The 20,087-nt window shown below is 53.5% G+C and carries 19 protein-coding genes; 5 read left to right on the forward strand and 14 right to left on the reverse strand.

Features of this window, described 5'->3' with window-relative positions; translation table 11 throughout:
• Complete coding sequence (gene folK, locus ACH50O_RS15935; RefSeq protein ID WP_446808747.1) at positions 1-510, forward strand: 2-amino-4-hydroxy-6-hydroxymethyldihydropteridine diphosphokinase; 510 nt, start codon at positions 1-3, stop codon at positions 508-510.
• Here the strand turns inward: folK and ACH50O_RS15940 are convergent.
• Both ACH50O_RS15940 and ACH50O_RS15945 read right to left on the reverse strand, forming a co-directional pair.
• Complete coding sequence (locus tag ACH50O_RS15940; RefSeq protein ID WP_446808748.1) at positions 499-1,230, reverse strand: pteridine reductase; 732 nt, start codon at positions 1,228-1,230, stop codon at positions 499-501. The two genes, folK and ACH50O_RS15940, sit on opposite strands and share 12 nt — an antisense overlap.
• A gap of 2 nt (positions 1,231-1,232) precedes the next feature.
• Positions 1,233-1,520, reverse strand: coding sequence for a hypothetical protein (locus ACH50O_RS15945; protein WP_446808749.1), 288 nt, complete (start codon positions 1,518-1,520; stop codon positions 1,233-1,235).
• 188 nt (positions 1,521-1,708) lie between these two features.
• On the opposite strand from ACH50O_RS15945, the gene ACH50O_RS15950 reads away from it, so the two are divergent.
• Positions 1,709-2,125, forward strand: a complete 417-nt coding sequence (locus ACH50O_RS15950) for a hypothetical protein (protein ID WP_446808750.1) — start codon at positions 1,709-1,711, stop codon at positions 2,123-2,125.
• Positions 2,126-2,193: 68 nt separating this feature from the next.
• Here ACH50O_RS15950 and ACH50O_RS15955 read toward each other — a convergent pair whose 3' ends face one another.
• From ACH50O_RS15955 to ACH50O_RS15990, 8 genes are all read right to left on the reverse strand, one after another.
• Positions 2,194-2,547 carry a DUF2782 domain-containing protein gene (locus ACH50O_RS15955; protein WP_446808751.1) on the reverse strand — a complete coding sequence of 118 codons (354 nt, stop codon included), beginning with the start codon at positions 2,545-2,547 and terminating at the stop codon, positions 2,194-2,196.
• 179 nt (positions 2,548-2,726) lie between these two features.
• Positions 2,727-4,115, reverse strand: coding sequence for a hypothetical protein (locus ACH50O_RS15960; protein WP_446808752.1), 1,389 nt, complete (start codon positions 4,113-4,115; stop codon positions 2,727-2,729).
• 80 nt (positions 4,116-4,195) lie between these two features.
• Positions 4,196-4,471, reverse strand: a complete 276-nt coding sequence (locus tag ACH50O_RS15965; protein ID WP_446808753.1) for a hypothetical protein — start codon at positions 4,469-4,471, stop codon at positions 4,196-4,198.
• An 82-nt stretch (positions 4,472-4,553) separates the two neighbouring features.
• Positions 4,554-6,569 carry a transketolase gene (gene tkt, locus ACH50O_RS15970; protein ID WP_446808754.1) on the reverse strand — a complete coding sequence of 672 codons (2,016 nt, stop codon included), beginning with the start codon at positions 6,567-6,569 and terminating at the stop codon, positions 4,554-4,556.
• A 153-nt stretch (positions 6,570-6,722) separates the two neighbouring features.
• Positions 6,723-7,370 (reverse strand): 3-hexulose-6-phosphate synthase, encoded by a 648-nt coding sequence (hxlA, locus tag ACH50O_RS15975; RefSeq protein WP_446808755.1) that lies wholly within the window; start codon positions 7,368-7,370, stop codon positions 6,723-6,725.
• A gap of 221 nt (positions 7,371-7,591) precedes the next feature.
• Positions 7,592-8,173 carry a UbiX family flavin prenyltransferase gene (locus ACH50O_RS15980; protein ID WP_446808756.1) on the reverse strand — a complete coding sequence of 194 codons (582 nt, stop codon included), beginning with the start codon at positions 8,171-8,173 and terminating at the stop codon, positions 7,592-7,594.
• Between the two features lie 9 nt (positions 8,174-8,182).
• Positions 8,183-9,127 (reverse strand): prolyl aminopeptidase, encoded by a 945-nt coding sequence (pip, locus tag ACH50O_RS15985; RefSeq protein ID WP_446808757.1) that lies wholly within the window; start codon positions 9,125-9,127, stop codon positions 8,183-8,185.
• Positions 9,128-9,196: 69 nt separating this feature from the next.
• Positions 9,197-10,111, reverse strand: a complete 915-nt coding sequence (locus ACH50O_RS15990; protein WP_446808758.1) for a hypothetical protein — start codon at positions 10,109-10,111, stop codon at positions 9,197-9,199.
• A gap of 314 nt (positions 10,112-10,425) precedes the next feature.
• Here ACH50O_RS15990 and ACH50O_RS15995 point away from each other — a divergent pair, with 314 nt between their 5' ends.
• Together ACH50O_RS15995 and ACH50O_RS16000 are read left to right on the forward strand one after the other, a co-directional pair.
• Entirely contained in the window at positions 10,426-11,529 is a 1,104-nt protein-coding gene (locus ACH50O_RS15995; RefSeq protein ID WP_446808759.1) for an NAD(P)/FAD-dependent oxidoreductase, read from the forward strand.
• Positions 11,526-12,539 carry a quinone-dependent dihydroorotate dehydrogenase gene (locus ACH50O_RS16000; RefSeq protein ID WP_446808760.1) on the forward strand — a complete coding sequence of 338 codons (1,014 nt, stop codon included), beginning with the start codon at positions 11,526-11,528 and terminating at the stop codon, positions 12,537-12,539. Before ACH50O_RS15995 ends, ACH50O_RS16000 begins: the two co-directional genes overlap by 4 nt.
• A 116-nt stretch (positions 12,540-12,655) precedes the next feature.
• Here ACH50O_RS16000 and ACH50O_RS16005 read toward each other — a convergent pair whose 3' ends face one another.
• The 4 genes from ACH50O_RS16005 to ACH50O_RS16020 form a co-directional block, all read right to left on the reverse strand.
• The gene (locus tag ACH50O_RS16005) at positions 12,656-14,119 is read right to left on the reverse strand and encodes an efflux transporter outer membrane subunit (RefSeq protein WP_446808761.1); all 1,464 of its coding nucleotides are present in this window, start codon (positions 14,117-14,119) and stop codon (positions 12,656-12,658) included.
• 14 nt (positions 14,120-14,133) lie between these two features.
• A complete protein-coding gene (locus ACH50O_RS16010; RefSeq protein WP_446808762.1) occupies positions 14,134-17,250 on the reverse strand; it encodes an efflux RND transporter permease subunit in 3,117 nt (1,038 codons plus the stop codon).
• Positions 17,247-18,410 carry an efflux RND transporter periplasmic adaptor subunit gene (locus ACH50O_RS16015; RefSeq protein ID WP_446808763.1) on the reverse strand — a complete coding sequence of 388 codons (1,164 nt, stop codon included), beginning with the start codon at positions 18,408-18,410 and terminating at the stop codon, positions 17,247-17,249. The genes ACH50O_RS16010 and ACH50O_RS16015 overlap by 4 nt, the downstream gene beginning before the upstream one ends.
• Positions 18,411-18,472: 62 nt before the next feature.
• A complete protein-coding gene (locus tag ACH50O_RS16020; protein ID WP_446808764.1) occupies positions 18,473-19,285 on the reverse strand; it encodes an oxidoreductase in 813 nt (270 codons plus the stop codon).
• A gap of 103 nt (positions 19,286-19,388) precedes the next feature.
• On the opposite strand from ACH50O_RS16020, the gene ACH50O_RS16025 reads away from it, so the two are divergent.
• Positions 19,389-19,832, forward strand: coding sequence for a winged helix-turn-helix transcriptional regulator (locus ACH50O_RS16025; protein WP_446808765.1), 444 nt, complete (start codon positions 19,389-19,391; stop codon positions 19,830-19,832).
• Positions 19,833-20,087: the final 255 nt, after the last annotated feature.

Consider the following 20,087-nt stretch of genomic DNA (forward strand, 5'->3'; position numbering starts at 1 on the left):
ATGCCTATTGGATTTATTAGCATTGGCAGCAACATAGACAAGGAAATTCACATTCCTTCCAGCCTGACAGCGCTGCGCGAGCTTTTTGGAGAGCTGGTCGTTTCCAGCATTTACGAAACCGAGCCGGTAGGTTTTGTCGGCGATAGCTTCCACAACTTGGTCGTGCAATTCGAGTCGGAATTGTCGGCGAAAGAAGTCGCCAAATTGTTAAAGCAAATCGAACTAGACCACGGCCGCAGCCGGGAGAGCCAAAAATTTTCGGCAAGAACACTGGATCTGGATTTAATTTTATACGGGGACCAAATTATCAGCGAAGGTCGCCTGCAAATCCCCCGCGACGAGATAGAGCGCTATGCCTTCGTCTTGGAACCTCTGGCGGAAATAGCCTCCAACCTGCTTCACCCAATCTGCAAACTCAGTTACGGGAATCTATGGCAAAAATTCGACAAGCACAATTTACAGCAAATAAAACTCGGTAAACCTACAAAACATAAAACCTCACCGAAATAGCGTCCGCCCGCCATCGACGTTCAATACCTGCCCGGTAGTATAAGCCGCGTCATCCGCTAAAAACCTCACCGCCGCCGCGATATCACTCGCTTCGCCGCAACGCTGCAACGCCACTCTTTGCAATATCTCTGCTTGCTCCTGAACGGCAATACCTAGCTCCGGCCATAAAATCGCACCCGGCGCCACAGCGTTCACCCGAACTTCGGGCGCCATTTCCTTGGCTAAACAACGCGTCAGCGCCACCAAACCCGCCTTGGCTATACTGTAGGCGGGATAGCCCGGCAAACCGGTTTCGGCATGTATGTCGACAATATTCACTATACAGCCGCACTTACTTTTCAACGCCGGCCACAGTGCCTGTGACAAAAAAAATGGCGCCTTCAGGTTACTGCTCATCGCCAAGTCCCAATCCAGCTCTTTGACCTGCCCGAACGGTACCGAATGAAACCAGGATGCATTATTCACCAATAAGTCGACGCCATCCGCTCTAGCCGCAACCTTTTCGGCCAATTGCTGAACTTCGCCTTGCTGGGATAAATCGGCTTTTACCAGAAAAACCGAATTTTCCCGAATAGCGTTCAATTCGTCGGATAAGTGCAAAGCATCCGCTTCCGAGTTTTTATAATGCAATACAAGGTCATAACCGGCGCGATGCAGAACCCGCGCGCAAGCTGCACCGATCCGCCTTGCCGCGCCGGTAATCAGTGCATTTTTGGTCATCTTTATTTTTCAGCTGTCGGCAGACTGGCAATCAATTTTTTCCTGATCACATAGCACGCCGCCAACGCCACGAAAACCGGCAACTGAGTCAGCAAAAACTCTGTCGTCGAATGCTTGGTAACCATACCCGCCAACGGCACCACGATTAACATTTTGGATAACCACCAAGTCAACCAATAACCGATCAAGCCAATGACCGACCAATTGATTAACGGGCCTCCGTTATTTTTTGCCGTCAAGTAAAACCAGACCAAGGTCAAGATGCCACACAATTTAGCCAGAAACAACATACCTTCTCCCCCTTTTTTATTGTAGTTAATTGTACTTCGCGCAATACAGCATCGACTCAATGTAATCAAAACCCGGCAAAACATCAAATCAATAACCGCCTATGGCATTTATCGCTTATGCTTCAAAGTTTAAGGCTTAGAACATATAATCGCTGCATTCAAAAAATAAGAACATTTGGAGACAAGTTGTGCGCCCCCGTCTTTTTTTCGCCGCGTTAATCATCACAAGCTTTTGCAACCAGGCTTGGTCTCAATCTACACCTAGCCATGGCGGACATGGGGGAGGAAGTGCCGGGGGAAATGATGACGGTAGTTGCCTGAACGCTAAAATTACCCGCTACCATCCCGAGCATCTAGCAACAGTTAAACCCGGAGCCGAATTTTCGTTCGCGGTCTCAGGCAGCAACGGTCCCGGCCACATTCACGTCAACATCAAGCAAGAACCAATTGAAGTCCAAATAGAAGACAAAGACACCTTCTATTTAGTCAAAGGCAAGTTGCCGGAGGGCTTGAAAAACACGTTTGTCAGAATTTCAGTAAAAGCCAAGGCCAAAGTCAGCAAATGCGACGCAGATGGCGGCTGGCTGCTAAAAGTATCCGAATAAACGACATTCGGCATTACCAAACCGATACAAAATAGATTACAGCTCTCGTATTCAAGTATGGGATGGACTTAGTTAAAATCCCACTCGAACAAAGTCCATTTATTGATATTGGTGTTCTCGTCCAAGTCGTTCTTTTTCACATCCATCTGTTCGTCACCATTCGTATCCAGCATATAGTAAGCCGGCCCCACCTGCGGCTGGATCTTAACCATATACAGCTTACCGTTACGGCGAAACTCCTGAATGGTGTCCTTGCCTTTGCGGATAATGGTGATATCCGGTTCCATTTCTTCCCCGGATTGCACTTGGGGGGGCAAATCCGGCGGCTCGGGAACCGCAGCAGGCTCATTTGACAAAGGCTCTACGGCAAACCCAAAAGTCGGCAGAAGCAGTAACAGGCTAAATATAAACAGTCGAGACATTTAAATCCCTGCGAAACATAGTAACGATGACTCATGATAATACAGTTTCAGTTACATCGTATAAAACCATGGCGGGTAAACACGGCTTTCCTCGTAAATGCAATTCAACTCAACCAAAATCCAACAGATATAAAAAAGCCGGCATCTCCATGCAGAGATGCCGGCTTTTCAATTCAAACTTAAGCTTGTTTGCGTAAGTATTTCTCAACGCCCGTGGTTCTGGCAACCACAACGTCCTTGGATTGCAACGCCTGCTTCGCCATGTAACGCGCCACACCGGAAACACCGGGTGCATCCTTAGCTAAGGTATCCTGCTTGGACACGTACTTGGCAACACCAGTCAATTCTTTACCATCTTTGTCCTGTAACTCATGCTTGGTAAGGTATCGACTAACGGAGCTCAGCTCGACAGCCGGTTTTTGCACCAAAATCTGCTTTGCCAGATATTTACTTACCCCGGTAGCCGGCGGCAGCTGTCTTGCCAATATTGCCTGCTTGGCAATATAACGCGCAACGCCAGTCAATGGCTCGGCCTGACTTTGCAACTGCAGTTGTCTGGCAAGATATTTGGCAACACCGGTAGGTTTTGGTGCTTGTTGAGCAGACGCTGCTTGTCTAGCAAGATACCGCTCTACCGCCGAACCCTCAAATATCACTTCATCGACCAACTCTTGCTGAATATTCTGCTCTTGACTCAACTTCGCCTCCGCTTTTTCCTGCTGCGATTTGATTTCTGCTTCGACATATCGGGCAACTAACGCAGCTGCGGCGGCTTTTCTTTCCGCCGCGGCTTGTTCCGCTAAAAATTTAGCGACGCCTGTCAGCGGAGCCTGTTCTTTCAATACCCGCTCTTGCTGTGCGAGATACTTGGCAACCCCCGTAGCAACCGGTGCATCTTTCGCCAACCATGTTTGCCTGCTTACATATTTACTGACGCCAGTCGCCACCGGCGCCTCTTTCGCCAATACGTCTTGTTTCAGCACATATTTGGCGACACCGGTTACCGTAGGTACAGCCCCTGCCTGCAGGTTTTGCCTAATGACGTATTTGGCGACATTCGTCACGACATGCTCTTCGCGGTCGTTTTTGGTAACGTACTTAGAAACGCCGGTTACGGGCGCTTCCTTGGATAAAATCGACTGCTTAATTAAATACTTGGCAACCCGTGTGACCGGATTTGCCTGCTGCTGAGTCAAATATTTATCGACCCCAGTCGGAACCGGACCCAGATTGATCTCAGGCGCCTCTTCCTGTATGATTTCCTCGATAATCTCTTCAGCCAAAACTTCTTCGACAACCGGCTCAACGACGACCGCTTCTTCAACCGCTTGCTTGGCTTTTTCCAATTGCGCTTGCAAAGCCAGATATTTCGCCACGCCAGTTAAGGGATTACCGTTGTCGTCCAGCTCCGGCTTTGGTGGCTCAAGTTTTTGTAAATAACGAGCAACACCTGTTAATTGATCGCTTTCGCTATCCACGCGTAAATAAGCTTCTGCCCGACTCGCGCTATCTGCTGGTTTGTCGAATAAAAAGCCGAATAAGCTATTCATCAAACTGCTAGTTGTCATTTGAGAATACTCCTGAATGTAATAATTGTTATGTGTCTTAACGACTAGTCCGTCAAATTAGCGATAACGCCTTAAAAGTACTACGAACCCGCAGCGCTAAATAGCACCTTGGGTTGAAAGCTAGCTGCGGGGTACTTTGCATCAACCTCGGCAGACTCTTGTTTTGACGCACAAGGAACGCTTGCGTTGCTGGCGCTAGCAGCCGTCGCAGCTGTAGGAGCGGCCGTTACAATTGACGGATCCCTGTAGAGAACCTTAGGTTGAAAATCCGCCGCAGGATAGTCTTGAGCGCCAGCAATTGCCGACACCATCAATCCCAATCCAAACCAAAAGCCCTTAACCAATTGCGTGTTCATAATCTTTTCCGCCCTATTCTATTGATTAAATGACGACCTCAGCCGGACAAATTACCGGCCGAGGCCTATTTCGCAGCGCTTATTAAAGCACAGCTTCCACATTAGCGACGACATTGTCCACGGTAAAGCCGAACTCTTTGAAGAGCTGACCTGCCGGGGCCGATTCGCCGAAACGGTCCAATCCTACGACTCTACCCGCGCTGCCGGCATATTTCCACCAGCTGTCGGTCACACCCGCTTCTACTACCACGCGTTTGGTCACGCTAGGCGGCAATACGCTGTCTTTGTACGCTTGATCTTGCGCTTCGAAGACGTTGGTCGATGGCAAGGACACCACGCGGATTTTTTTGCCTTTTGCCGTTAACGCGTCGGCGGCTTTCAGTGCCAATTCGACTTCGGAACCGGTGGCAATGATGATCGCTTCCGGGGCACCATCGCTGTCTGTCAGGATGTAGCCACCTTTGCTGATCGCGTCAATTTGGGCCTGGGTCCGCGCAGTGTGCGGCAGGTTTTGACGCGAGAAGATCAGGGTGCTAGGGCCGTCTTGACGTTCGATGGCGGCTTTCCAGCTGACCGCAGATTCCACCGCATCGGCCGGACGCCAGACGTGCATGTTGGGGATCATGCGCAGGGTGGCGGTTTGTTCGACGGGTTGATGGGTCGGGCCGTCTTCGCCCAGGCCGATAGAGTCATGGGTGTAGACGAAGATGGTCGGAATTTTCATCAACGCGGCCATGCGCAGGGCGTTACGGGCGTATTCGCTGAACATCAGGAAGGTCGCGCCGTAGGGTTTGAATCCGCCGTGCAAGGTAATGCCGTTCATGATGGCGGACATACCGAATTCGCGCACACCGTAGTAGACGTAGTTGCCGTCGAAGCCGGGCTGGTTGACGTCTTTGCAACCGGACCACAAAGTCAGGTTGGAGCCGGCCAGGTCGGCAGAGCCGCCCAACAGTTCGGGCAACAAGGGGCCAAAACCGTTCAGGGTGTTTTGTGAGGCTTTGCGGCTGGCGATGGTTTCGCCTTTTTCGTTGACCGCCGCGACGAAGGCGTTGGATTTTTCGGCCCAGTCGGCAGGCAGTTCATTTTTGATGACTCGGCGCTCGAATTCGGCAGCGAGTTCAGGGTGCGCAGCTTTGTAGGCGGCAAATTTGGCGTTCCAGGCGCTTTCCAGTTGGGCACCTTTGGCGTTGGCATCCCATCCGGCTTTGATATCGGCAGGGATTTCGAACGGCGCATGCGGCCAGCCTAGGTTTTCGCGCGTGGCAGCCACCTCGGCTTCACCCAGGGCGGCACCGTGGCATTCTTCTTTGCCTTGTTTGTTCGGCGAACCGAAACCGATGGTGGTTTGGCAGCAGATGATGGTCGGTTTGTCGGTGACTTTTTTCGCGGCTTCGATGGCGACTTTGACGGCGTCGGCGTCGTGACCGTCAACCTTAGGAATGACGTGCCAGCCGTAGGCTTCGAAACGTTGCGGGGTGTTGTCCAGGAACCAGCCATGCACGTTGCCGTGTCCACGCACTTCACCATCGATGGAGATGTTGTTGTCGTCGTAGAAGGCGATCAGTTTGCCCAGTTTCATGGAGCCGGCCAATGAGCAGGCTTCGTGGGAAATACCTTCCATCAAGCAACCGTCGCCCAGGAACACGTAGGTGTGGTGGTCGACGATGTCGTGACCGGGACGGTTGAATTGGCCGGCCAGGGTGCGTTCCGCCAAGGCAAAACCCACGGCATTGGTAATGCCTTGTCCCAAGGGACCGGTGGTGGTTTCGACACCTTCGGTATAGCCGTATTCAGGATGACCCGGGGTTTGCGAGTGCAGTTGGCGGAACTGTTTCAGTTCTTCGATCGGCAGGTTGTAGCCGGCCAAATGCAGCAAGGAATAAATCAGCATGGAGCCATGACCGTTGGACAGGATGAAGCGGTCGCGGTTCGGCCATTTGGGGTTGCCGGGGTTGTGTTGCAGAAAATCGTTCCACAATACTTCGGCTATGTCGGCCATACCCATCGGCGCACCCGGGTGCCCTGAGTTGGCTTTCTGTACCGCGTCCATGCTAAGTGCGCGGATGGCGTTCGCTAAGTCTCGACGCGAAGGCATGTTTGGTTCTCCTTTGTAATCTCTTAATTGTACGAGCCGGCTCACTATCGGCCGCGCCCGTTAAAAACTGGGGGTTATAACGAACGAAAGGACGAGTGGCGCTAACCACCCGTCCTTAATATTTCCTAATAAATAGGTATTGCCAAAGCTGGCTTATGCAGCGGCAGCGTCAACCAATTCGCGAATTTCGCGGGCTGATTCAGCAGGTGATGGCGCGCCGTAGATAGCAGCACCAACCACAATGATATTTGCGCCAGCTTCAACCACTTGTTGCACAGTGGCTTGTTTAATACCGCCAGCAACCGAGATGCGGACGTTCAGACCCAGACGCGCGATGTCGTTCAAGTCGGAAAATGGAGTTTGACCAGCTGCTTGCGCATCCAGACCGGTGTGAATACCGACGATTTGCGCACCCAATTTCACTGATTCTTTAGCGATATAAGCTTTGTCTTCGACGTTGATCAAGTCGATTTGAGTTTCCGCGGCATGTTTTTTCGCGGCTTTGATAACACCAGCGATAGTAGCCAGACCGGATACGCCCAGCACTGTAACGATGTCCGCACCAGCTGCGTAGAAAGCACCGGCTTCGTATTCGCCAGCGTCCATGGTTTTCAAGTCAACCAACAACAGTTTGTCTGGGAAACGTTGTCTCAGTTCTTTAACCAGATTGATACCGTTGTATTTGATGCAAGGGGTACCAATTTCAAAAATGTCAACATAAGGCGCTACTTGATCAGCCAATGCAACGGTTTGGTTGAAATCCAGTGAATCCAACGCCATTTGAATTAACGGTCTTGCCATACTAATGTGCTCCGATTGTTATAGTTACAGTTATTGTTTTTTAAGACCCACCCCTCAAACAAAGCCCTTTTTCGGCCTTTAAATCGAGAGCGCCGCAAGCCTGTATCGATGGGCAGTTTTCGCGAGTGGCGCAACTCTAAATCAGAATGCGGCACCCTGTCAATTGAAGAGAGCCTATTTACTCGCCAAAACCTTTTTATTTGCCGGGATAGCCGGATATCTTACTCGCCAAGTCCCGTCCATGACCGGTATAGCCCGGCCGCATCGACGCCAAACATATCCAGAATCCGCCCAACGCCTTCATCGACCATGGCCCGCACCGAATCGCTCTTATTGTAAAACGCAGGCATCGGCGGAAAGATAATGCCGCCCATTTCCGTGACGCTGGCCATATTTCGAATATGCGCCAAATTTAGCGGCGTTTCGCGCGGCACCAGTACCGTTTTACGCCGCTCTTTCAAAGCCACATCAGCCGCCCGCGAAATCAGATTGTCACCAAAACCGTGCGCCACCGCCGCCAGAGTTTTCATCGAGCAAGGCGCAATCACCACGCCCTCGGTTTTATACGAACCACTGGCAATACAGGAAGCAATATCGTTAATACCGTGCGTAACGTCGGCCAACGCATACAAAGCCGCGCGATCCATATCCAACTCGTATTTCAGATTCACCAAACCCGCGGCGGAAATCACCAAATGCGTTTCCCACTCTGCCCGCTCCTGCAAAACCTGTAACATCCGCACACCGTAAATGGCACCGGTGGCGCCAGTCATGGCAACGACCAGCCTTTTTTTGTCCATCATAATTTTCGTTTACGCCAGAATTTTAGCCATTTCATCTGTTGCCGACACCAAGGCATCAAACATTTCCTCGCCACGCGCAATGTGCCCAGCGTTCGGCAACACAATATACCGCGACTGCGGTAAAGCGCCATGCAGGCGCCAGCCCGCCTCCAACGGGCAAGTCAAATCGTTTCGGCCGTGAATGATGACGGTCGGTATAGACCTTAACGCGGCACAGTTTTCCAGAATCTGGTTTTCGGCAACAAAATAGTCGTGGATCGCATAAGACAACTCCATTTTCACTTGCCGTAACATTTGCTCGCTAACGGACTCCATACTTTCCACATAATCATTCCCCAACGCCACCTGACCACTCCAGGCTTGCCATTGTTGCGCCGCCCGTTTGGCTACATCCTGGTCGGCACCGAATACGGCCTCCACCAAGCGCTCTAGCACATTGGCGTCCGGCAGATCAGGCAAATTATCCAGCAATATCTGCCAGCGCTCAGGGTAAATCCTATTCACACCGCCATTCAAAAACCAATCCATGTCGGCTTGGCGCGCCAAAAACACGCCGCGCAAAATCATTGCCGACACGCGATCCGGGTACTGCTGCGCATAAAGCAAAGCCAAGGTGCCACCCCAAGAACCGCCGAATAACAACCATCGTTCAACCCGCAGCGCCTGCCGGATCCGCTCGATATCCGCCAGCAAATCCTGAGTTGTATTACCCTGCAATTCGCCAAACGGCTGAGATAATCCGCAACCGCGCTGATCCATCAAAATAATATGGTATAGCTCGGGATCGAAAAACCGGCGATGATCCGGCTTAGTGCCGGAACACGGTCCTCCGTGTAAAAAAATTGCCGGAATGCCGGCAGGATTACCGGATTGCTCGACATACACGCGATGGTCGCTACCGGTTTCCAGATAGAATGTATGGAACGGTGAGATTTCCGGATAGAGCGTTTTCATTATTTTTCATCCATAAAAAAAGGGAAGGCTGTAACACCTTCCCTTTTTGGGTGCTAACTAAGCGTCAAATTAGAATTTGAAACCTACGTAGCCGCCAGCGTTGAAACCGTCGGTAGGTGTACCGTCCAATTTGCTAGTTGAGTAGTGGTAACGCACGTCGGTACCCAATACGATACCTCTGAACAAGTCATACTCGGCGCCAGCACCGAAGTTCAAACCTGCGTTCAACACGGAAACTGCGTTGGACGGAACGCCCAGGATGTTGATATCCAGACCAACCGGAATCAACCAAGGACGGAATTTACTGCCGTGCAAGAATTTGATTTTTGGAGAAGCATTGATTCTCAAACGAGAATCCGTTGCTCTTGGTGAATGACCGTTAAGCACGATTGTATCGCCGTTGGCGGTTTGCAACGCTGTCAACGTACCGTCTGTCAATGCGTTAGTTCCTGTACCGTATTGAGCATATTCAACACCCAATTCAATAGCGAACGAGGTATCGTCAACCAAACCAAACAAATCATTATTTACGTTGAAGTCAAATGCACCGCCGAAGTAAAAACCTTCGTTGTTACGATTGTTTGACAACAAAGCGCCGTCTGTTAAAGGCGTGGTATTTCCTCTGGCGTGATCCAAAGCAGACCAACCACCACGAACCGCTACCAAGTTGTCTTTTGCAGACGCTTGCGCAGGTGTCGATTTAACGGAAGCCATCCACTGATCCAGCTCTTGCACTTTTGCATTCGCGGTCGAGGCATCGGCAGATGAAGATTTAACGCGGCTCAATTCCGCTTGCATGGCTTGCATTTGCGCAGCCATTTGTTGCATTTGCGCTTCCAGGGCTTCGGTTTTTCTTGCAGCCGCATCGGCTACACGCTCAGCACTGGATCCGGCAGCTTGGGCTTGCGGGGCAACCATTGCTCCAGCCATTGTCAAAGTCGCTGCGGCAACGCCCAGCGCTAATTTGGTGTTAGTAAAACTCATTGTTGTTCCCCCCAAGGGTAATTATTGTTAAGACTGAATTGGCTTTATAGCAACACAGGATTTCTTCACGTGGGCAATAATAGCAGCAAAATACCAGCCTTACAAGTTTTAAGTCTATTTTTTATCATTAAAAACTTTGTTTTATATCAATAAGATACAAATACTTTGTAAACTACAATCAATAATTGTCAAAAATTAACAACAGCCCTTTGCTTTTTTACACACCCACCGACAGCCGGCAAGCCCTATCTAAGCGGACCGGCTTCGTGTTACTTTAAAAAAGCATTTATATCTCCGATTTCCCAAGCATTTGCATGACCATACACCTGGATACTCTGATCATCGGCGGCGGCATCAGCGGCCTGCTCGTCGCCCGAGAACTGCGCCTAGCCGGGCGCGAGGTGACAATTCTCGACAAATCCAAACCGGGACTGGAAGCCTCATGGGCCGGCGGCGGCATTTTGCTACCGATCTACCCTTGGCGCCAAGCACCGGCCATCTCCGAACTGGCGGTAAACAGCTTAAAAAAATATCCCGCCTTGAGCCAGGAACTGCTCGCAGCTACCGGTATAGATCCCGAGTGGTATGACTGCGGCATGCTGATCTGCAAAAACCCCGACTACGAACAAGCCACCCGATGGTGCAAACATTACGGCATAGCCCATCAGCCGGCAGCCGCCGAATTGCTGGAGCCTTTTACCAGCGATTATCACCTGCCGCTGTGGCTGCCGGGCATTGCCCAAGCCCGCAATCCAAGGCTATTAAAATCCTTGCATGCCTATTTGCGGCAAACCGGCGTACGCTTCCTCGACAACACCGAAGTCAAGGGAATTAGCATTGCGAACCGGCAAATCCAACAAGTCGAAACAGCCGATCAAACTTACACGACAAAAGAACTCATTATCAGTGCCGGCGCCTGGACTACCGATTTACTCAACGAATTACTGCCGGACTGGCCGCTAGACCTGCAAATTCAGCCGGTCAGAGGCCAAATACTGCTGTTCGACGCCCTACCGACCACGCTGCTGCACATGGTTCTGGACGGCGACCAATATTTGATTCCGCGCCGCGACGGCAAAATCCTGGCCGGCAGTACCGTCGAACAGGCAGGCTTTAATAAGATCACCACCGAGGACGCCAAACAGCAGCTTTACCAATTCGCCACCGGATTATTACCGGCATTGAAACATTATCCGGTTTGCCATCATTGGGCCGGCCTGCGTCCCGGCAGTCCGCAAGGCATTCCCTACATCGGCCGGCACCCGCAGATTGCAAATCTCAGCGTCAATGCCGGCCATTTCAGAAACGGCCTGGTGATGGGACCGGCATCGGCAAAACTATTGGCCGACCTGATCCTGCAACGCCCAACCGACATAGACCCTACGCCTTATTCGCCAACCCGAGCAATCGCGCCATGAACTTATACCCCTTACTTCGCCCATTACTGTTTTCCCTGGACCCGGAAACCGCGCATCACGTCACGTTGGATCTTTTAAAACTGGCACGGCAAACCGGCTTGTCGGCTTTAAGCGAACCGACAGTTAGCGAAAAGCCTGTGAATGTGATGGGTTTGACCTTTAAAAACCCACTGGGACTGGCGGCGGGCTTGGATAAAAACGGCGATTACATCGACGCCTTGGCGGAGCTGGGTTTCGGCTTTATCGAAATCGGTACCGTCACCCCCCGCCCGCAACCCGGCAACCCCAAGCCGCGCCTGTTCCGTCTGCCGGAACATCAAGCCATCATCAACCGGATGGGGTTTAACAATCTGGGTATCGACCATTTGCTGGAACAGGTTGGCAAATGTAAATACCGTGGCGTGATAGGTATCAATATCGGCAAAAACGCCGATACGCCTTTAGAGAACGCTACCGAAGATTATCTGATTGGCCTGCGCAAAAGCTATGCGGCGGCAAGCTATATCACGATCAACATTTCCTCACCCAACACCAAAAACTTGCGCCAGTTGCAGCAAGGCGACGAAATCAGGCAATTGTTAAGCGCTTTGAAGGACGAACAATTGAAACTTCAGGCGGCGCAGGATAAATACACACCCATCGCGGTGAAAATCGCCCCGGATTTAACGGATGAGGAAATAAGCCACATCGCGGCATTGCTGTTGGAATTTGCTATCGACGGCGTGATTGCTACCAACACCACCATCGCCCGCGACAAAATCCAGGGCCATAACCTTGCCAATGAAGCAGGCGGCTTGAGTGGCGCGCCGGTCAAAGACAGTTCGACTCGCGTCGTAAAAGGTTTGGCGGCGGAATTACAAGGCAAACTGCCGATTATTGCAGCCGGCGGGATATTGAGCGCCGCAGACGCCCAGGAGAAAATAGCCGCCGGCGCCAGCTTGGTACAGATTTATAGCGGCTTGATCTATCGAGGGCCCAAATTGATTGATGAGATCTTAAGCACCATCTAATTGCTTAGACACCCCATCCGACCTTATCAAACTTAACTGTTGATAGGGTCATCTTATCCTTGTTTGTGTTCCGCGCTTTCCCAAGAACTGACCCCGAATTCCCAAACCAGCGTCGATTAACGTGCCGAGGCATTTTCGATGGCGCTTACCGACGAATCAACCGTCCAACCGCCACCAAAAGCCCGGTAAAGCGACACCGTCGCCACGCTCACCGCCGTTTCAGCTTTGGCGCGTTCGTCGCTGGCCGCCAGCTTGCTGCGTTGAGCATCCAAGACGGCGAGATAATCCCTCGCACCGCGCTGATACAAGGCGTCAAGCAGCCGGTAAGCGTTTTCCGCCGAGGCTTCCGCTTCAGTCAATTGGCCAAAGCTATCTGTGGCGGAACGGTGCGCGACGAAGGCGTTTTCCACGTCTTCCAAGGCCAGCAAAAAAATCTTCTCGTAATTGGCGGCGACTTGGTCCAGCCGCGCATCGGCGACGGTGATATGGGCGCGGATGCGACCGGCATTGAAGATCGGCGCCGAAAAGCCCGAGCCCAGCGCATAAACGCTATCGGCCAGACTCGGAAAACCGCCGACCGCCAGTGCGCCAACACCACCACTGACCGACAGCACCAGCTTGGGATAAAGATCGGCTCGCGCCGAACCCAAGCTGGCCGCCGCAGCGCTGACTTCGGTTTGCGCTAGACGCAAATCGGGACGTTGCGCCAGCAAATCAGCCGGCAACAACTTGGGCATGGCCGGCTCTTGTTTCGGCAACGGACCGGCGGCGACCAACCGCTTTTCCAGGCTTTCCGGTGGCTCGCCCAACAACACGGCCAAGCGATGGACGAGCTTTTGCCCGACATTGGTCAGTTGCGGCAGCGTCGCTTCCGTGCCCTGCAACAGCGTCTGCTGGCGGGCCAGATCCGCCTCGTTAGCCAGTCCGGCTTTGGCAAATACCTGCAAAGTCCTCAGCCGCTCGCGTTGCAAGGCTATATTGCTTTGCAGAATGCCGGTACGTTGCTGCACGCCGCGCAGCTCCATATAGTTTGTCGCCACCTGGGCCAGCAGACCGACTTGCGCCGCATGCAAGCCTTCCTTGCTGCCTTCGGCTTGAGAGGCGGCGGCTTCCGCTTCCAAATGCCGTCCGCCGAACAAGTCGATTTCCCACCGCGCCGCCAATCCGCCGCTGACAGCATCGGCGGTAGGCGTAATCAATTTGATGCCTTGCCCGCTCGGTACGCCGACGATGCGGTCAATACGTTTTTCCCGGCCGCCGGAGAGTGAGAAATCGAGACTGGGATATAGCGCTGCTTCGGCAACGGTGACCATCGCGTTAGCTTCGCGGACGCGAGCGGTGGCGATTTTCAGATCGTGGTTGGCGGCCAAGGCTTTGTCTATCAATTCATTCAGCAAAGGGTCGTTAAACCCTTGCCACCAAGTCTTCAGGTCAACCGCATCGGTGGCTTTAGCATTGGACGCGTGTTGCCAGGTTGCCGGGCTATTGAGTGCCACTTGATCGCCGACGCGGGTCGGCGTACAGGCGCTTAACCAAGCCAGGGACAGAAGGGCTAGCGGTGTTAAATATCGATTATTCATCAATAGCCTCCAAATTAGGCTTTAGTGGGAGTGAGTGTGTCCTCATTCAGTGGCAAACTGGCTGAGGACGATTCGGCATCCGACTGCCCACGTTCCACCCTAAACCACGCCGCATACAGCGCCGGCAGGAAAAACACCGTCAACACAGTCGCCACCGTCAGGCCGCCCATGATGGCGATGGCCTGCGGGCCGAAGAAATCGTTGCGCGACAACGGTATCATCGCGAGGATCGCGGCCGCGGCGGTCAGCATGATCGGCCGGAACCGCCGCACCGTCGATTCGACGATGGCCGACCAGGTGTCGAGTCCTGATTGTTCGTCCTGATCGATTTGATCCACCAAGATCACCGAGTTGCGCATGATCATCCCGGCCAGCGCCAGGATGCCGAGCAAGGCCATGAAGCCGAACGGCGCTCCGAACAACAGTAAGGCGAAGGCCGCGCCGATCACGCCCAGCGGCGCGGTGCTGAACACCATGAAAGTCCTGGACAGATTCTGCAACTGCATCATCAATAAGATCAGCGTGACGATCAGCACCAGCGGAATCCAGATCAGAATCGACTTCTGCGCGGTTACCGCGTCTTCCTTGGAGCCGCCGGTTTCGATGAAATAACCGGCCGGCAGGCTATCCTGTATCGGTTTAAGTTTCGGGACGATTTCCGCCGCCACGTCCGGGGCCATCTTGCCGTCGGCCACGTCGGCACGTACCGAGATGGCCGGGAAGCGGTTACGGCGCCAGCGCACGCCGTCTTCGAACACGGTCTCGAATTTGACGAACTGCGATAGCGATACCGATTTGCCATTAGCCGTGCGAACCGCAACGTCCGGCAATTCGTCGGCGGCGGTGCGCAATTCGGGACTGGCCCGCCAGACGATGTCGATCAGCTTATCCTGCTCGCGCAGTTGTCCGACCGGGATGCCGGCGTAATGCGCCTGCAAGGCTTGCGACAAGCTGGCCGTCGAAACGCCGAGCGCTCGGGCCTTGTCCTGATCCAGAACTAAGCGGAACGACGGCATGCGGTCATGCCAGTCGTCGTTGACATCCACGGTGCCGGGATGGTTACGCACGACTTCGGCCACCCGGTCGGCGATGTCGCGCACGATGTTAGGGTTTTCGCCAAGCACCCTGAATGCCAACGGATAATCCATCGGCGGCCCGACATTGAGCCGCTTCACCCGGCCGCGGACAGCCGGGAAATCCGTCACCAGAATCTGCCGAACGCGCTGCATGACCCGTTCGCGGGCCTGGTTATCCTTGGTCATCACCACCAATTCGGCCAGATTGGTATTCGCCAGTTGTTGCACGATCAACATGAAAAACCTCGGCGTGCCGCTGCCGATATAGCTGGCGACATGTTCCACATCCTCGTCCTTGGCTAATAGCGCTTCCATGCGTTTGGCGACGGCTTCGGTTTGCTCGAAGGCACTTCCCTCCGGCAGCCACAGGTCGACGATGACTTCCGGCCGGTTGGATAACGGGAAGAATTGTTCGGGGACATGAGCTAACGCCACGACACCGAGACCGAACAGGGCCAGAGTGGAAAAAATCACTTTCTTGCGATGCGTTACGCAGGCATCCACCCAACGACGCAATCGGTTGTAGAACGGCGCATCGAACAGGTCGTGGGCCGGACCATCGCCGTTGGCATGCACCTTGAGTATCAAAAATCCCAAATACGGGGTGAATACCACCGCGCCTATCCACGACAGTATCAATGAAATGCCCACCACCTGAAAGATCGCCACGGTATATTCGCCGGCCGAGGATTGCGCCAAACCCACCGGCAAGAAACCGGCGATGGTGATCAAGGTGCCGGTCAGCATCGGAAAAGCCGTGGCGCTATAAGCATAAGTCGCGGCGCGCATCCGATCCCAGCCTTCTTCCAGCTTGCGGGCCATCATCTCGACGGCAATCATCGCATCGTCCACCAGCAGGCCCAGTGCCAGAATCAAAGCGCCCAATGAAATCCGTTGCAGATCGATACCGCACAGCAGCATGACCAGCAAGGTGGCGGCCAGCACCAGCGGCACGGTCAGCGCCACCACGGACCCGGTGCGCCAGCCCAGGCTCAAGAAACTCACCACCAACACGGTGACCAGGGCTTCGAAGAAGGTACCGCCAAATTCCGCCATCTGCTTTTTAACCACATGGCCTTGATTGGCGACCGGCTCCACGTCCACGCCTAACGGCAACTCGGTTGTTACGCGGGCCAGCGTCTCATCCAAAGCTTGCTCCAGGTCGATTACATTGCCTTTCTTGTTCATCGTCACGCCAAGACCGAGGGCCGGTTTGCCATTGAAACGCATCTTAAATTCAGCGGGATCGACATAGCCGCGCGTCACCTTGGCAAAGTCGCCGACCTTGAAGGTGCGATTAGCGATGCGCACCGCCATATTGGCGACGCTATCTTCCGAGTCGAACGAGCCGGTCAGGCGTATCGGTAGATTGCGCTGCGCGGAAAACACCGTGCCGGCCGGCGCCATACCGTTCTGCGCCTGCAAGGCCTGGGCGACCGCCGAAGTATCCAGGCCCAGTTCGGCCAACTTTTTGTCAGAAAATTCGACGAAAATCTTTTCGTCCTGTACGCCGATCAGATCGACTTTCTCGACATCCTTGACCCGCAAAAGCTGTTGGCGGACCGAATCGGCCGCCTCTTTCAGATCGGCATAACTAAAGCCCTCGCCGGAAAAGGCGTAGATCAGGCTATAGGTATCGCCGAATTCGTCGTTGAAAAACGGCCCGATGCTGCCGGGCGGCAGCGTCATGCGGATGTCGTCGACCTTCTTGCGCACTTGATACCAAAGCTCGGGAATGTCCTTGGGCGGCGTGTCCTCGCGGGGCGTGACGAAAATCACCGATTCGCCGGGTTTGGAGTAACTACGCAGATAATCCAGATTGGGCAGCTCCTGGATTTTCTTTTCCAGTCTATCGGTTAACTGTTGCTCGACTTCCAGTGCGGTGGCGCCGGGATAGAGAGTTTTGACCACCATCACCCGGAACGTGAAAGGCGGATCTTCCTGCTGACCGAGCCGGTAATATGCGAATAGGCCGCCGAGCACTACCAATGCCAGCATAAAGCCGGTGAAAGAACGATGCTTGAGCACCCATTCGCTGAGGTTGAAGGCTTTCATAGTGATCCCTCTATTGCACCATGCCCAGCCAATGCATTTTCTTCCCGCAAGCGGACAGTTTGCCCCTCCTCCAGACGTTGAACGCCGGCGCTGACGAGCAATTGACCAGGTGCTACTCCCTCGACGGCAATGCGTTCGCCTGAGAGCGTTTCACCCAGCCGAACCGGCGCGGATTTGACGGTGGCGGCCTGCTCGTCAACCAGCCAGACTAAGGGACGATCAGGCTGATTTTGTGGGGTGTATACGGCGGAAAGCGGGATGGCGATGCCGGAAGCGGTGTTAGCCTCGATATGAACCGTCGCCGTCATGCCTAATTGCGCGGCGTCCAGTCCTTCCAGCAAGCTTGCCTTGACGCGATAGGTGCGGCTGGCCGAATCGGCCGCCGAGGCGATTTCGCGAATTCTGGCTTTGATCAGCCGATTATCCTCAGACCATAAAGACACGTTAACGGTTTGTTGGCGCTGAATTTCTGCCAGGCGATGTTCGGGCACGTCGAAATGGATTTCCTTTTCGTCGAGTTGGGCCAGCGTCACTACGGCCAGGCCGGCGGCCAGCACTTGCCCGACGTCGACAGCCAGCGCCGTGACTACGCCGTCGCGGTCGGCATGCAGCTCGGTATAGGTCAGCTGGTTAAGCGCCTGGGCCAATTGCGCTTCCAGCGCCGCCGTCCGCTCCCGCGCCGTGGTATAGGCAGTTTCGTGACGTTCGAACTCCGGAGGACTGATGACTTGTTGAGCCAGCAGTTCACGGTATCTCGCCAGGTCGTCGCGCAGGAAATTGCTGTCGGCCTGCAAGGAAGCCAGTTGAGCCTTAAGGCTTTGAGCGGCAAGGCGGTAATCATTGCCATCCAATATTGCCAGCAGTTGGCCTTTGCGCACCTGGTCGCCGATATCTACTTTCCGCTCCAGCAGTTTACCGGCCACCCGGAAGGATAACGGTGTCTCGATTCTTGCCCTGACTTCCCCGGCAAAGCGCTTAACACCGGCTGTGGCCGGTTTCTCGATTCGAAACACCTTCACCGGGCGGGAAACAGGTTGATTTTGTCTATCCTGATCGCTGCATCCGACGCTTATCGTCAGTAGTAGCACTCCTATCAGCGTGAAGCGGAATTGCAGCCGGCCAGGGCTGGTCGGCAGTAATGAAGTGATGGGCTTCGGCATGTTGCTTTCCCCTTTTGCTATTCGTCGAAAATGAATCATGTCGTTCTGTTCCGTTTAGCAACTCAGGCCGGCAAGTTATTAAACTTCCGTAAACTCTTATCTACCAAGGCTTCCGGGAGGAATCGACGCAGGAAACGCACTTGGCTTGCTTGTTTTCCAGCGGTATAGCGCAGTCTCGGTGCGGCAATAGTCGCGGCTTTCACTACCGTATCGGCTACCACTTCCGGGGCATCGCCTGTATTTACCCCATTCCGCATGAGCGCTGCCATGCCCGCACGCACTGAGTCATAAACGGCAATCGGCTGATCGGGCCTGGTTATGCTTGCTTCGAACGAAGTCCGGGTAAATCCCGGCTCGACCAAAACAACCCGGATTCCTAAGCTGCGAAGTTCGTGGTCAAGCGATTCGGAATAGCCTTCAACCGCATGTTTGGTCGCGGCATAGAGTGCGTTGTAAGGCGACGGGATCAACCCAAGGACTGAGCTAACATTGACAATTCTGCCTTTCCTTTGGCTGCGCATGGTCGGCAACACGGCATTGGTCACACGAGTAATGCCGAACACATTCACGTCGAACAAAGCTTGGGCCTGTGCAGTGGACGACTCTTCCGCAGCACCGAGAAGGCCGATACCGGCATTATTGATCAGCAGGTCGATCCGGCCAGCCTGTTTCAATACCTCGGCTACCGTATTCTTTACAGACGTTTCGTCGGTCACGTCACAGGTCAGCATCGTGATGCCGTCTAGGCTGGCAAGCGCCTTGCGGCTGGTTCCAAATACGCAGTAACCCGCATCTTGCAGGGCCTTGGCCGTTACCAGACCGATGCCCGAGGATGCGCCGGTAATCAGAGCTACAGCTTTGTCTTTATTGTTCATATCAAATCTCCTTGTGGGGGTGGATAGTCTGTCGACTAAGTGTTACTATCATTTTGAAAGCAATGTTACTATCAAAATGAAACTTAGTCACTACTAAAAACGTATGAACGATAAAAATATTTGCGCCGACCCTTGCCCGATCGCTCGCTGCCTGGCTTTTCTTGGAGACACCTGGAGTCTATTGATTCTGCGGGACGCCCATATTGGCCTGACCCGCTTCGACCAGTTTCGGAAAAGTCTTGGTATCGCGCCGACAATTCTGACCCGGCGATTGGCAACGCTGACGGATGAAGGTATGCTGGAAAAACGGCTCTATTCGGAGCGTCCGCCGCGTGAGGAGTATGTGTTGACGGCCGCCGGCCGCGACTTTCTACCGGTGCTCATGATGATTGGCGCCTGGGGAAGCCAGTATCGCGGCGACGGGCCGTTGGTGCGTATCCAGGATGTTGAAACGGGAGAGTATATTAAACCGGTAGCCATCGACGAGGTAACCGGGGCAAGAATCGGCACTCGCCCACTACGCTTTGTGATGCCGGATAGCGATTGAAGCGCTATGGCTTTACCCATACACGGCTAATGAAGACTTGTGCGTTGGTGGAATGATTGGAGAGTTCCAGAAAAATCTCTCATGCACCAAGACGATCGCTTGGTTTGGTAATAGAGCCTGGATTTGCGAATCTCCAGCAATTATTGATAAGCAGGTGTTAAGTTCACACAGAAGAGAGGGGACGAATAACAATCAACTCCGAGTTTGGAGCTGATAGAGTTTTGTAGTTCAAAAAGCGTTTTGAACGAAAAGAAA

The organism is Methylomonas sp. 2BW1-5-20, from assembly GCF_052474515.1.